General features: G+C 71.2%; 12 protein-coding genes and 1 pseudogene. 6 read left to right on the top strand and 7 right to left on the bottom strand.

Going from position 1 to position 13,224, the window contains the following annotated elements:
• Positions 1–4 precede the first annotated feature (4 nt).
• Complete coding sequence (locus tag ABZ490_RS43370; protein ID WP_359003381.1) at positions 5–1,495, top strand: glycoside hydrolase family 3 protein; 1,491 nt, start codon at positions 5–7, stop codon at positions 1,493–1,495.
• Between the two features lie 103 nt (positions 1,496–1,598).
• Here the strand turns inward: ABZ490_RS43370 and nagB are convergent, their stop codons facing one another.
• Positions 1,599–2,384, bottom strand: a complete 786-nt coding sequence (gene nagB, locus ABZ490_RS43365) for a glucosamine-6-phosphate deaminase (RefSeq protein ID WP_359003379.1) — start codon at positions 2,382–2,384, stop codon at positions 1,599–1,601.
• A 440-nt stretch (positions 2,385–2,824) separates the two neighbouring features.
• Between nagB and ABZ490_RS43360 the strand changes: the two genes are divergently transcribed.
• The gene (locus tag ABZ490_RS43360; protein WP_055634099.1) at positions 2,825–4,291 is read left to right on the top strand and encodes a PAS domain-containing sensor histidine kinase; all 1,467 of its coding nucleotides are present in this window, start codon (positions 2,825–2,827) and stop codon (positions 4,289–4,291) included.
• 181 nt (positions 4,292–4,472) lie between these two features.
• Here the strand turns inward: ABZ490_RS43360 and ABZ490_RS43355 are convergent, their stop codons facing one another.
• Together ABZ490_RS43355 and ABZ490_RS43350 are read right to left on the bottom strand one after the other, a co-directional pair.
• On the bottom strand, positions 4,473–4,730 hold the full coding sequence (locus ABZ490_RS43355) for a WhiB family transcriptional regulator (protein ID WP_010353616.1): 258 nt from the start codon (positions 4,728–4,730) through the stop codon (positions 4,473–4,475).
• 321 nt (positions 4,731–5,051) lie between these two features.
• Positions 5,052–6,020 carry a diacylglycerol kinase family protein gene (locus ABZ490_RS43350; protein WP_359003377.1) on the bottom strand — a complete coding sequence of 323 codons (969 nt, stop codon included), beginning with the start codon at positions 6,018–6,020 and terminating at the stop codon, positions 5,052–5,054.
• Positions 6,021–6,146: 126 nt separating this feature from the next.
• Here ABZ490_RS43350 and ABZ490_RS43345 point away from each other — a divergent pair, with 126 nt between their 5' ends.
• Positions 6,147–6,602 (top strand): hypothetical protein, encoded by a 456-nt coding sequence (locus ABZ490_RS43345; RefSeq protein WP_359003375.1) that lies wholly within the window; start codon positions 6,147–6,149, stop codon positions 6,600–6,602.
• A gap of 3 nt (positions 6,603–6,605) precedes the next feature.
• Here the strand turns inward: ABZ490_RS43345 and ABZ490_RS43340 are convergent, their stop codons facing one another.
• From ABZ490_RS43340 to ABZ490_RS43330, 3 genes are all read right to left on the bottom strand, one after another.
• Positions 6,606–7,745 carry a SigB/SigF/SigG family RNA polymerase sigma factor gene (locus ABZ490_RS43340; protein WP_359003373.1) on the bottom strand — a complete coding sequence of 380 codons (1,140 nt, stop codon included), beginning with the start codon at positions 7,743–7,745 and terminating at the stop codon, positions 6,606–6,608.
• A complete protein-coding gene (locus ABZ490_RS43335; RefSeq protein ID WP_004925829.1) occupies positions 7,742–8,155 on the bottom strand; it encodes an anti-sigma regulatory factor in 414 nt (137 codons plus the stop codon). Before ABZ490_RS43335 ends, ABZ490_RS43340 begins: the two co-directional genes overlap by 4 nt.
• Positions 8,156–8,423: 268 nt before the next feature.
• Positions 8,424–8,684: a UBP-type zinc finger domain-containing protein gene (locus tag ABZ490_RS43330; RefSeq protein ID WP_067248037.1), complete on the bottom strand. Its 261-nt coding sequence runs from the start codon at positions 8,682–8,684 to the stop codon at positions 8,424–8,426.
• A gap of 59 nt (positions 8,685–8,743) precedes the next feature.
• Here ABZ490_RS43330 and ABZ490_RS43325 point away from each other — a divergent pair, with 59 nt between their 5' ends.
• Positions 8,744–10,339 (top strand): Na+/H+ antiporter, encoded by a 1,596-nt coding sequence (locus ABZ490_RS43325; RefSeq protein ID WP_359003370.1) that lies wholly within the window; start codon positions 8,744–8,746, stop codon positions 10,337–10,339.
• 3 nt (positions 10,340–10,342) lie between these two features.
• On the opposite strand, the gene ABZ490_RS43320 is transcribed toward ABZ490_RS43325, so the two are convergent.
• Positions 10,343–11,227, bottom strand: coding sequence for a pyridoxal-phosphate dependent enzyme (locus tag ABZ490_RS43320; RefSeq protein WP_359003368.1), 885 nt, complete (start codon positions 11,225–11,227; stop codon positions 10,343–10,345).
• Between the two features lie 173 nt (positions 11,228–11,400).
• Here ABZ490_RS43320 and ABZ490_RS43315 point away from each other — a divergent pair, with 173 nt between their 5' ends.
• Together ABZ490_RS43315 and ABZ490_RS43310 are read left to right on the top strand one after the other, a co-directional pair.
• Positions 11,401–12,807 carry a family 2B encapsulin nanocompartment shell protein gene (locus tag ABZ490_RS43315; protein ID WP_359003366.1) on the top strand — a complete coding sequence of 469 codons (1,407 nt, stop codon included), beginning with the start codon at positions 11,401–11,403 and terminating at the stop codon, positions 12,805–12,807.
• Positions 12,808–12,851: 44 nt separating this feature from the next.
• Positions 12,852–13,224 (top strand): annotated as a pseudogene (locus ABZ490_RS43310) (polyprenyl synthetase family protein); the annotation flags it as partial.

The following is a 13,224-nucleotide window of genomic DNA, read 5'->3' as shown; positions in this document are numbered from 1 at the left end:
CCCGATGACCACACTCGCCCGCGACACGGACACCCTCACCCGTGACGCGCTCACCGTCCTCCAGCCGGGCTTCCCCGGCACCACCGCCCCCGACTGGCTGCTCCGCCGCCTCGGCGAGGGCCTGGCCTCGGTCGGCCTGTTCGGCCGCAACATCGCCTCCCCGGAACAACTGGCCGCCCTGACCGCCCAGTTGCGCGCGGAACGCGAAGACGTCCTGGTCGCCGTCGACGAGGAGGGCGGGGACGTCACCCGCCTGGAGGTGCGCACCGGCTCCTCCTTCCCCGGCAACTACGCGCTGGGCGCGGTGGACGACGTCGACCTGACCCGCAGGGTGGCCCACGAACTGGGCCGCCGGCTCGCGGAGTGCGGGGTCGACCTCAACTGGGCCCCGTCCGCCGACGTCAACTCCAACCCGGCGAACCCGGTCATCGGGGTGCGCTCCTTCGGCGCCGACCCCGCCCTGGTCGCCCGGCACACCGCCGCCTATGTCACCGGCCTCCAGTCCGCGGGCGTGGCGGCCTGCACCAAGCACTTCCCGGGCCACGGCGACACGGCCGTCGACTCCCACCACGCGCTCCCACGCATCGACATCCCGGCCGAGGCCCTCGCCGAACGCGAACTGATCCCCTTCCTCGCGGCCATCGGCGCCGGCACGAAGGCGATCATGAGCGCCCACATCCTGGTCCCGGCCCTGGACCCCGTCCGCCCGGCAACGTTGTCCCGCCCGATCCTCACCGACCTGCTCCGCCGCGAACTCGGCTACGAGGGACTGATCGTCACCGACGGCATGGAGATGCAGGCGGTGGCCGCGACCTACGGCATCGAACGCGGCAGCGTCCTCGCGATCGCCGCCGGCGCCGACGCGATCTGCGTGGGCGGCGGGCTCCAGGACGACGCGACGGTACGGCGTCTGCGCGACGCCCTGGTCACCGCCGTACGCACCGGGGAACTCCCGGAGGAACGCCTGGCGGACGCGGCGGAACGGGTGCGGTCGCTGGCCCGCTGGACGGGTGCGGCGCCCACGAGCACCGCCGGGACCGAACCGGACGTCGGCCTCCTGGCCGCCCGCCGCGCCCTCCGCGTCACCGGCGGCGACACCTTCCACCCCCTCGCCGAGGCCCCGTTCGTCGCCGCCTTCACCCCGGTGGCGAACATCGCCGTGGGCGACGAGACCCCGTGGGGCGTGGCGGCGGAACTGACCCGCCTGCTCCCCGGTACGACGACGGGAACCTTCCGGGGCGAGAACGGCGAACAGGCCGCGCAGGCGGCCCTGTCCGCGGCGGGGGACCGACCCATCGTGGCCGTGGTCCGTGACGAACACCGCCACCCGTGGATGACGAGGGCCCTGGACATCCTTCTTCTGTCCCGCCCCGACACGATCGTGGTGGAGATGGGCGTCCCCCAGTCCCCGCCCCGGGGCATCCCGCACATCGCGACCCACGGCGCGGCCCGGGTGTGCGGCAGGGCGGCGGCGGAGGTGATTGCGGGGGCGTAGCCCCGCCAGGGGCGCGGGGAACTGCGCGACCAGCCCCCGATCACCCGCAGTCCGAAGACAGCGGGACCCGGCAGATGCATCCGATCTGCCGGGTCCGCTCTTTTCAAATGCCCTGCCACTCCGGCTTGTTGACAAACGTGTGCCGAAAGTAATCCGCCAGCTTCAGCTTGGACGCCGCCCCCTCGTCCACCACCACCGTCGCATGCGGATGCAACTGAAGCGCCGACGCAGGACACACCGCGGCAAGCGGCCCCTCCACCGTCGCCGCCACCGCGTCCGCCTTGTTCTCCCCGGTCGCCAGCAGCACCAGATGCCGGGCCTCCAGGATCGTCCCGATCCCCTGGGTGATCACATGGTGCGGCACCTGCGCGATGTCCCCGCCGAAGAAGCGCGCGTTGTCCACCCGCGTCTGCTCGGTCAGCGTCTTGATCCGGGTCCGCGAGGCCAGCGAGGAGCACGGCTCGTTGAACCCGATGTGCCCGTCGGTCCCGATCCCCAGCAGCTGGAGGTCCACCCCGCCGGCCGCGGCGAGTGCCGCGTCGTACGCCTGGGAGGCCGCCCGTATGTCCTCGGCCGTGCCGTCGGGCCCGAGGAACGCCTCCATACCGATGCCCAGCGGCTCCAGCACCTCGCGCCGCAGCACCGAGCGGTAGGACTCGGGGTGGTCGGCGGGCAGCCCCACATACTCGTCGAGCTGGGCGATCCGCGCCCGGGAGATGTCCGCCTCCTTGGCGGCCACCTTGGCCGCCAGCGCCTGGTAGACGGGCAGCGGGGTGGAGCCGGTGGCCACGCCCAGCAGGGCGTCCGGCTTGCGCCGCAGCAGCTCCGCCATGGCCTCGGCGATCAGCTCGCCACCCGACCTGGCGTCCGGAACGATGACAACTTCCACGCTGACCTGCCGTTCTGAGCTGAGTGGTTTAGACCAATCCTGGGGTCAATTTATCAGAGGCAGGTGAAATTGCTCCCCGCATCTCAGTCCGTGGAGGAACCCGCACAGGCTAGGCTGCGTTGTGAACGGTGGGGCATGGACACACCTAGTGGTCTAGTCCACAATGAAACCGACTTCCGTTCTCCCCGCACAGGAGGGCGGACCGAGGGTCCGGAGCTCTCTGCCCTGACTGCCCCGGCTCCTCACCTTCGGCCGACGGGACCGCACACCCCGTGGCCGATATTGCTCCGGGCTGCGGTGCCGGGAGGGCTGAGGGTCCCTCCCAGGCGCCGCGGCCCGCGGGTGTTTCCAGGACCGGCGATTCCCGGACCGGTCTTTTCCGGAACCGCCGTTTTTAGGCCAGAGACAGACCCGCGGGTACGCTCGCACACGTGCCCTCCATGAACGAACTCGTACGCCAGCACACCGCCCTCGACGACTCCGACCTCGAGTGGCTCCACCTGCTGGTCTCGGAGTGGCAGCTGCTCTCCGACCTCTCCTTCGCCGACCTGGTGCTGTGGGTGCCCACCAGCGACGGCACCCGCTATGTCTCCGTGGCCCAGATGCGCCCCAACACCGGGCCCACCTCCTACCAGGACGACATGGTCGGCCACCTCGTCCCGCGCGGCAGGCGTCCCCTCCTCGACGCCGCCCTGGACGAGGGCCGGATCGTGCGCGAGGGCGACCCGGAGTGGCGCGAAGAGGTCCCCGTACGGGTCGAGTCCATCCCCGTACGGCGCGAGGGACGCGTCCTCGGCGTCATCGCCCGCAACACCAACCTGCTCACCGTGCGCACCCCGAGCCGGCTGGAACTGACCTACCTCCAGTCCGCCTCCGACCTCGCGCAGATGATCGCGGCCGGCTCCTTCCCCTTCGCGGGCCAGCAGATGGACATGGACGCCGCCCCGCGCGTCGGTGACGGCCTGATCCGCGTCGACGGCGACGGCATCGTCCAGTACGCCTCCCCGAACGCGCTCTCCGCCTATCACCGCATGGGCCTGGCCTCCGACCTCCTCGGCCACCACCTCGGCCAGACCACCGCCGAACTCGCCCCCACCCGGGGCCCGGTGGACGAGGCACTGGCCAAGGTCGCCAGCGGCTGGGCGCCCCGCGAGTTCGAGATCGAGGCCAACGACGGCGTCATCCAGTTCCGTACGATCCCGCTCAAGCCCAAGGGCACCCGCATCGGTTCGCTCGTGCTGCTCCGGGACGTCACCGAACTGCGCCGCCGTGAACGCGAGTTGATCACCAAGGACGCCACCATCCGGGAGATCCACCACCGGGTGAAGAACAATCTCCAGACGGTCGCCGCGCTGCTGCGGCTCCAGGCCCGCCGGATCGAGTCCGAGCGCGGCCGGGAGGCGCTGGAGGAGGCCGTGCGCCGGGTCGGCTCGATCGCGATCGTGCATGAGACGCTGTCCCAGAACCTGGACGAGCGGGTGGAGTTCGATGAGATCGCCGACCGGGTGCTGGCGATGGTCGCGGAGATCTCCCCGGGCAAGGTCATGGGCCGGCGCACCGGACGCTTCGGCATCCTGGACGCGGAGGTCGCCACCCCGCTGTCCATGGTCCTCACCGAGATCCTCCAGAACGCCCTGGAACACGGCTTTCGCGAGGGCGACACCGGCACGGTCGAGGTCTCGGCGGTCCGCGGCGGCACGGCGAAGGAGGCCCGCCTCCTGGTCACCGTCCAGGACGACGGCGTGGGTCTGCCCGAGGGCTTCGACCCGCACACCTCGGGCAACCTCGGTCTGCAGATCGTACGGACGCTGGTGGAGGGCGAGTTGGGCGGGACGTTCGACATGGTCCCGGCCCCGGACCGCGGCACCCAGGTGATCCTGGACCTTCCGGTACGGGCGCAGAAGTAAGCCCCGGGTAAGAACAGATGGGCACAGCACGAAGCCCCGGACCGTTCAGGGGTCCGGGGCTCGAATGCTCGTTGCCAGCGATTAGCTGCGCATCGGGGGTACTGCGCGCTGCGGCTCGGGGGCGGGAGAAGCGTACTCGCTGTACGCGCCGCCAAGCTCAGGCTGTGCGGGGCGGGTGTTGTCAGGCGGTGGCCTGACGGGCCCGGTTGCGGGCGGCGCGACGCTTCATGGCACGGCGCTCGTCCTCGCTGAGACCACCCCAGACGCCGGAGTCCTGGCCGGACTCGAGCGCCCACTGCAGACACTGATCCATGACGGGGCAGCGACGGCAGACGGCCTTGGCTTCCTCGATCTGCAGCAGCGCAGGACCGGTGTTGCCGATGGGGAAGAAGAGCTCGGGGTCTTCCTCGCGGCAAACGGCGTTGTGACGCCAGTCCATGGCTGCTACCTCTCCTTGGTATTACGTGCAAGTTGCTTGTGAATGTGAACGCTTTCACGAATCCCTCAACAAGGGAAGGGCCAACCCGTCGGTAGGTACCGACGTGGTCCTGTGAGTTGAAGAGGGGTTCTGGTGATCAGTGGAGGCTGGTGTTGCGGGCCGTCCCGATCGCCACGTAGAGACTCGCAAACCTCAGCGGCGGATACAACCCCTTCTGGAAAGTTTTTTTTGATTCCTCGGTGTCGACTACATCACAGCCGTACTTCCATGGGGTGGATCCTGGCCTAAACGTTCGAGTGAAAGGACTTCAGCCCTTTCTGCTCACACAATCACACGCAGTGCACGGCGTACGCCTGTGAACGTCACGCTCGTGCGCAGCCCGAGGTGGTCGCCGTCCATCTGCAGGGGTAGGGGCGCCTTCGAATGCAAGGTGAACCGGTCCAGGTCATGGAAGGAGTGGGCATGCTTCCCCTGCGGGCCACGCTCGGGGGACGAAGTGAGCAACTGGGTGCCATACCGGGCAACCGCGGCGGTGGACAGACGGCTGAGACCGAGTACGTCGAGCCCGGTATCGAACGAGGCCTTAGGCGACGCGTACACCGGGCGATTGCCCAGATAGGTCCACGGAGCCGTGTTGCAGACTATGGACAGCACCAAATCGGTCACCGGGTCGGCGCCCGGCGTCTCCAACGTGATCGATCCGCGCCGGCGGTCCGGCTCGCCCAGGAGCTGCCGCACGGCCTGCATCAGATAGAGGGCGTGCGTCGACCTCCGGCCCCGCTCCCGCTGCTGCTCGACCCGGCCGACGACCCCCGCGTCGAAGCCGAGCCCGGCGTTGAAGGTGAACCAGCGCGAGGGCACCGCCTCGTCCTCCGTGCCCGGCGTGCCCGCGGCGAGCCCCAGGCCGACCGTGCGCTCGCGCTCCTCGCGCAGGGCGTCCAGCAGCGCGCCGGTCGCCTCCACCGGATCGTTGGGCAGGCCCAGGGCGCGGGCGAAGACATTGGTGGAACCGCCGGGGACCACCGCGAGGCCGGGCAGCCGCTCCGGCTCGGGGCCGTGGTGCAGCAGGCCGTTGACCACCTCGTTGACCGTGCCGTCGCCGCCGAGCGCCACCACCAGATCGGTGTTCCCGCTCTCCGCCGCCTGCCGGGCCAGATTGCGCGCATGCCCGCGGTACTCGGTGGTGACCGCCTCCAGCTTCATCTCGCTGGCGAGCGCGTGAAGGAGAACGTCACGCGTCCGTGCACTGGTAGTGGTTGCTGCCGGATTGACCACGAGAAGTGCACGCATGGGGTGCAGCGTACCTACTGGGTGGTACCCGGGCACAGGCCGAGGTAGGGAAGCGGTAAGAGATCGGACGTGAGCCTCGACACGGGTCTCCGGGGGCGCGGGAGGGGGCCGGGCTACCCTTCAGGGGTGAGCAGTGAGCAGACTCCCCTCGCCCCCGAGACCGCCCCGGACAGCACCGGACCGCGCCCGCGCCGGCTGACGTACGCCGCCGCGCTGGCCGCTCTGGAAGGGCTGGCGCTTCTCGTCGGCGGGGTGTGGATCATGATCCTCGGGATCACCGGCGACCCGGACGGCCGGGGGCAGGCCGTCACCGGGGGGCTGACCCTCATGGTGCTCGCGCTGCTGCCGCTGCTCGCCGCCCGCGGACTGCTCGGCCGGCGCGGCTGGAGCCGGGGGCCCGCCGTCATCACCCAGATCATCGCGCTGCCGGTGGCCTACAACCTGCTCCAGGCCGACAGCATGGCGATCCCGGCGGGCATCGCCCTCGCGGTCGTCGCCGTGACGGCGCTGGTCCTGCTCGTCAACGCGGAGACCACCCGGGCCCTCGGGATCCGGGGGCCCGGCAGGGGACAGGGCGAGTAGCCCTCACTCCTCCACGAGCAGCTTCTCCCGCAGTTGCGCCAGCGTGCGCGCCAGCAGCCGGGAGACGTGCATCTGCGAGATGCCGACCTCCTGCGCGATCTGCGACTGGGTCATGTTGCCGAAGAAGCGGAGGAGAAGGATCCGCTTCTCCCGGGGCGGGAGATCCTCCAGCAGCGGCTTGAGCGACTCCCGGTACTCGACGCCCTCCAGCGCCTCGTCCTCCGCGCCGAGCGTGTCGGCGACCGCCGGGGACTCGTCGTCGGTGTCGGGGACGTCCAGCGACAGCGTGGAGTACGCGTTGGCGGACTCCAGGCCCTCCAGGACCTCCTCCTCCGAGATGGCCAGCTTCTCGGCCAGCTCATGGACCGTGGGGGAGCGGCCGTGCTGCTGCGAGAGCTCCGCCGTCGCCGTGGTGAGCGCGAGCCGCAGCTCCTGGAGCCGGCGCGGGACGCGCACCGCCCAGCCCTTGTCGCGGAAGTGCCGCTTGATCTCGCCGACGACCGTCGGGGTCGCGTACGTCGAGAACTCCACGCCGCGGTCCGGGTCGAAACGGTCGACCGACTTGATCAGGCCGATGGTGGCGACCTGGGTGAGGTCGTCCAGCGGCTCGCCGCGATTGCGGAAGCGACGCGCCAGATGCTCCACGAGCGGCAGATGCATCCGGACCAGCTGGTTGCGCAGCTCCGCATACTCCGGGCTGCCGTCCTGCAGTCCGCGCAGCTCGACGAACATCGCGCGCGCCCCGCTGCGGTCGCCGTGGTCCCTGGGCTCACGCCGGTCCCGGGGCTCGGGCTGGGCATGGGGCTCGGGCTGGGCACGGGGTTCGTGCTGCGTGCCCGGCACGCCCTGTTCGTCGTCTCGCTCGTGCTCGCTCATCGTCCCGCCCGTCGCCCTCTGTCGAGCCCTGTCCTCAGCCCGGCCGGGGGAGCCCCCGATCCGCCCCTTGCGGGGCGAGCCCTGCGCGGCATCCAGGTCCCCGCGTCCGGTGTCGTCCTCCGGATGCGGCCTGGCCTGCTCGGGAATGCCGTCGATACCGTCCGCGGTCATGCGTCGGGAACCGCCCGGAGAGACTGAATCGTTCTCGGCCGGCAGCTCCCGTGTGCCGCGCTCCTCGTCCCGCACCGGCCCGTCCCCGTTCCTCACGCCGGCCCGGGTCCCGCGCCGCGCTGTTTGTAGAGGCTGATCGAGACGGTCTTGTCCTCGTCGACGGCGGAGGAGACCTTCCCCGCCAGGGCGGACAGCACGGTCCAGGCGAAGGTGTCCCGCGAGGGGGCGTGGCCGTCGGTGGTCGGTGCCGAGACGGTGACCTCGAGCGAGTCGTCGACGAGCCGGAACACACAGCTGAGCACCGAGCCCGGCACGGCCTGCTGAAGCAGGATCGCGCAGGCCTCGTCCACCGCGATGCGCAGGTCCTCGATCTCGTCCAGGGTGAAGTCCAAACGGGCCGCGAGGCCGGCCGTGGCCGTCCGCAGCACCGACAGGTAGGCACCCGCAGCCGGCAGCCGGACTTCCACGAAGTCCTGGGTCGCGGGCTCGCCTGCGATCTGGGACACCCTCACCTCCAAGGTGGTACAAGCTTTTCGGGGCCGAGGGTCGCCCCCCGGGGTAACGCGTGGGTGGTGCAGCGGTGACGCTATCGCGCTCTCACGTGTCCTGTCCCGGGACCCCAACCCCCTGGCGTCACTCACAGTAAAGCTGTGAACACGCTCCGTGTCTAGGGGTCTGCGGGCCCAAAAGGGAAGAGGGCGCGCCGGGTTGACGTACCCAGGCGTCAGATGGTCGAACCGTACCCGCCGGACACCGGGGCCGTCTCTCCGACGCTCATACGAGGACATGATCGACGAAGCACCAGCGCCAGTTCTCCCCGGGCTCGAAGGTCCGCATCACGGGATGCCCGGTCTCGTCGTGATGCCCTGTGGCGTGCCGGCTGGGCGAGGAGTCGCAGCAGCCGACATGGCCGCACGTCAGGCACAGCCGCAACTGCACCGGGTGGGTGCCGTCCCGCAGACACTCCGGACACGTCTCACCGAGCGGGACGGGTTCGGGGTCGGGCAGCGCTTCGGCGTGCGTGCACTGTTTCATGATTGCCAGATTACGACGGTCGCGCGGAGGACCGCGCGGAAAAACGAGGCGGTCGAGACATGGACGTGATGCCACTGCTGTTGCTGGTGGCGGGCAGCGCGGCGATCGCGGCCGCGGCGCGGCGCACCCCGGTGCCGGCGCCGCTGCTGCTGGTCGCCGCCGGCCTGGTGGTGTCGTACGTGCCCGGAGTCCCGGACTACACCCTGGACCCGGACGTCGTCCTGCCCCTGCTGCTGCCGCCGCTGCTCTACACCTCGGCGACCGACAGCTCCTACCTCGACCTGCGCGCCCAGCTGCGGCCGGTGGCCCTGCTCTCGGTCGGATACGTGCTGTTCGCGACGGTCGCCGTCGGCTGGGCCGCCTATCTGCTCGTCCCCGGGCTGCCGCTGACCGCCGCGCTGGTGCTGGGCGCGGTGGTGGCGCCGCCGGACGCCGTCGCGGCCACGGCGGTGGCCCGCCGGGTCGGCCTGCCGTCGAGGATCACCACGATCCTCCAGGGCGAGTCCCTGCTGAACGACGCCACCGCCATCACCGCCTACAAGGTGGCCCTCGCCGTCGTGGTCGGCGAGGGCGCGTCCTGGGCGGGCGGCATCGAGGAGTTCCTGGTCGCGGCGGTCGGCGGGGTCGCCGCGGGCCTGATCCTGATGGCCCCCCTGCACTGGCTGCGCACCCACCTCAAGGAGCCCCTCCTCCAGAACACGCTCTCCCTGCTCATCCCGTTCGTCGCCTACGCCTCCGCCGAACAGTTCCACGCCTCCGGCGTCCTCGCCGTGGTCGTCGTCGCCCTCTACCTCGGCCACCGCGCGTGGGAGGTCGACTTCGCCACCCGCCTCCAGGAGGAGGCCGTGTGGAAGATGGTCGCCTTCGTCCTGGAGTCGGCGGTCTTCGCGCTGATCGGCCTGCAGCTGCCGGTGGTCCTCAGGGGCCTCGGTTCGTACGAGGGCCTGGACGCCGCCTGGTACGCCGTCGCCCTCTTCCTGGTGGTCGTCGCGGCCCGCTTCCTGTGGGTCTACCCGGCGACCTTCCTGCCGCGGGCCCTGTCGGCACGCATCCGCGCGCGGGAGGACAACCCCACCTGGCGGGGGCCCTTCGTGATCGGCTGGGCCGGCATGCGGGGCGTGGTCTCGCTGGCCATCGCCTTCTCCATCCCGCTCACCGTCGAGCACGGCGAGCCCTTCCCGCACCGCAACCTGATCCTCTTCCTGACGTTCACCACGGTCATCGGCACCCTGGTCGTGCAGGGCCTCAGCCTGCCCCCGCTGATCCGCATGCTGAAGTTCCCCGCCCCCGACGCCCAGGCCGCCACCCTCGCCGAGGCCAACGCCCAGGCCCAGGCCTCCCGGGTCGCCGAGGAGCGCCTCGACGCGCTGCTGGCCGACGAGCGCAACGCCCTGCCCCCACCCCTCGCCAACCGGCTCCGCGACGTCCTGGAACGCCGCCGCAACGCCGTCTGGGAGCGCCTCGGCCAGACCAACCCGGTCACCGGCGAGACCGTCGACGACACCTACCGCAGGCTCTCCCGCGAGATGATCAGCGCCGAGCGCGCGGTGTTCGTCCGGCTGCGCGACGGCCGCTACATCGACGACGAGATGCTCCGCACCCTGCTGCGCCGACTGGACCTGGAGGAGGCGGCGGCCTACCGCGAGGCGGGCTGAGACTCAGCCGAACGGCCGCCCGGTGACGACCGCCGCCACGGTCGTCCCGCGCGGGAACGCGCCCTCCTCCACGAGGGCGACAAGTCCGTAGAGCAACTTGGCGACATAGAGACGTTCGACCGGGACCACGTGCCGGCGGGCGAAGTCCTCCGCGAAGGCCTCCAGCCCTGCGGGCACGCGCGCGTAGCCGCCGAAGTGGAACCGGTCGTCGAGCCGCCAGTCGCCCCGCCGACCCCCGAACGCCGCCTCCTGCAAGGCCTGTATCTCGTCCTCAAGGAAACCCCCCTTGAGAACCGGAATGCCCAGGGCCCGCTGCCCGGGGCCGAGCCCGGCGGCCAGCCCCGCGAGCGTGCCCCCGGTCCCGCAGGCCACCGCGACCACGTCGGCCCGCCCGCGCAGCTCCTCGCCGAGCACCCGGCAGCCGCCGACCGCGAGCGCGTTGCTGCCGCCCTCGGGGACGACGTACGCGCGCTCGGCGCCGGCCGCCCGCAGCACGGACGCGAGGGTCTCCGGATCGGTCTTGCGGCGATACGTCGCGCGGTCCACGAAGTGCAGCCGCATGCCGTCGGCGGCGCACCGGGCCAGGGAGGGGTTGAGCGGCCGGTCCGCCAGTTCGTCACCGCGCACCACACCCACCGTGCGCAGCCCGAGGAGCCGCCCGGCCGCGGCGGTGGCACGCAGATGGTTGGACCAGGCGCCGCCGAAGGTGAGCACGGTCCGCCCGTCCGCCGCGGTCAGATTGGGCACGAGCTTGCGCCACTTGTTGCCGATCAGCTCCGGGTGGATCAGGTCGTCCCGCTTCAGCAGCAGCCGCACCCCGTGCCGTGCGAACCGGTCGTCGGCCACCTCCTGGAGCGGGGAGGGCAGCCGGGGGCGCAGGTCGGTCATCCGCACATTGTCGAACACCGTTCGCCGAAACGTCCCTCTGCCCAGCTCCGCGATGATCCATTCCCGCTCTTTCGTGTAATACCACGACCACACACCGTGATGGAAGGCTTGTCCGCGTACCAGTGCACCGGCGCAGTTCGGCGCCCGTGCGTGATTCGGGAGGGCATTTCTTCATGTCGGTAGGCGAAGAGGTCCGCACGGACTCGGGCAAGCCGCAGCAGAGTCTCGGCACCGCGGCCGCGCGGAACCTGGCCACCACGACCAAGTCCGCACCGCAGATGCAGGAGATCAGCTCCCGCTGGCTGCTGCGGACCCTGCCCTGGGTGGACGTGCAGGGCGGCACGTACCGGGTCAACAGGCGGCTGACGTACGCGGTCGGGGACGGCCGCATCACGTTCGTCAAGACCGGCGACCGCGTCGAGGTGATCCCGGCCGAGCTGGGCGAACTGCCGGCGCTGCGCGACTACGAGGACGACGAGGTGCTGGCGGAGCTGGCCCAGCGCTGCCGGCAGCGGGAGTTCGGCCCCGGCGAGGTCATCGCCTCCTTCGGCAACCAGTCCGACGAGGTCTATCTGCTGGCGCACGGCCGCGTCGAGAAGGTCGGCACCGGCCCCTACGGCGACGACCAGGTGCTCGGCGTCCTGGCCGACGGCGCCTACTTCGGCGACCAGGCGCTGCTCGACGCCGACGCCATCTGGGAGTACACCGCCCGCGCCGACACCGCGTGCACGGTGCTGATCCTGGCCCGCCAGGACGTCGAGCAGGTCGCGGAGCGCTCCGACTCCCTGCGCGCGCACCTGCACCAGCTGCGCGCCATTCCCGAGCAGCGCACCAACAAGTACGGCGAGAAGGCCGTCGACCTGGCCGCGGGCCACGCCGGCGAGCCGGAGATCCCGCACACGTTCGTGGACTACGACGCCCGCCCCCGCGAGTACGAGCTGAGCATCGCCCAGACCGTCCTGCGCATCCACACGCGCGTGGCCGACCTCTACAACCAGCCCATGAACCAGACCGAGCAGCAGTTGCGGCTCACGGTCGAGGCGATCAAGGAGCGCCAGGAGCACGAGCTGGTCAACAACCGTGAGTTCGGTCTGCTCCACAACTGCGAGTACGACCAGCGGCTCCAGCCGCACGACGGCGTGCCGAGCCCGGACGACCTGGACGAGCTGCTCAGCAGGCGCCGCGGCACCAAGATGCTGCTCGCCCACCCGCGCGCGATCTCCGCGATCGGCCGGGAGCTCAACAAGCGCGGACTGGTGCCCGAGACGATCGACATGGGCGGCAACCGCATCCCCACCTGGCGCGGGGTGCCGATCTACCCGTGCAACAAGATCCCGGTCACCGAGGCCCGTACCAGCTCGATCATCGCGCTGCGCCTGGGCGAGCAGGACCAGGGCGTCATCGGTCTGCGGCAGTCCGGGATCCCGGACGAGATCGAGCCGAGCCTGTCCGTGCGGTTCATGGGCATCAACGAGCAGTCGATCATCAACTACCTGGTGACGGCCTACTACTCGGCGGCGGTGCTGGTGCCGGACGCCCTGGGCGTCCTGGAGAACGTCGAGATCGGCCGCTGGCGGTGACCTCCGCCACCAGGCCGTACGGGACACGGGAAAGGCGTAGGTCCATCGGGAGCCAGGGGGAGAGCCGGGGCGGCGGCGAGGAGCGGACCGGCCCGGCGGCGTCCGACGGACAGGAGGCGACCGCGATCCTGGAGCGTGCCAGGGCGGAGGTCGACCCCGCGCTGCGCGCCGCCGTCGACTCGTTACCCCGCCGGATGCGGCGGGTCGCCCGCCACCACTTCGGCTGGGAGCAGGCCGACGGCACCCCGGCCGCGGGGAACGCGGGCAAGGCGATCCGGCCCGCGCTGGTCCTCGCGGCGGCCGGCGCGCTCGGCGGCCCGGCGGCCCGGGCGGCCGCCGGCCGGGCCGCCCCCGCGGGCGCACATGGCCACAACATCACCCAGCAGCACGGCCACGTGATTGAACGCGACACCACCC

Origin of the sequence: Streptomyces sp. NPDC005811 (assembly GCF_040630405.1) — a bacterium.
In the GTDB taxonomy this organism is placed as follows: domain Bacteria; phylum Actinomycetota; class Actinomycetes; order Streptomycetales; family Streptomycetaceae; genus Streptomyces.
Note: the sequence above shows the minus strand (reverse complement) of the source record. Positions and strands in the feature narration are given on the sequence as shown.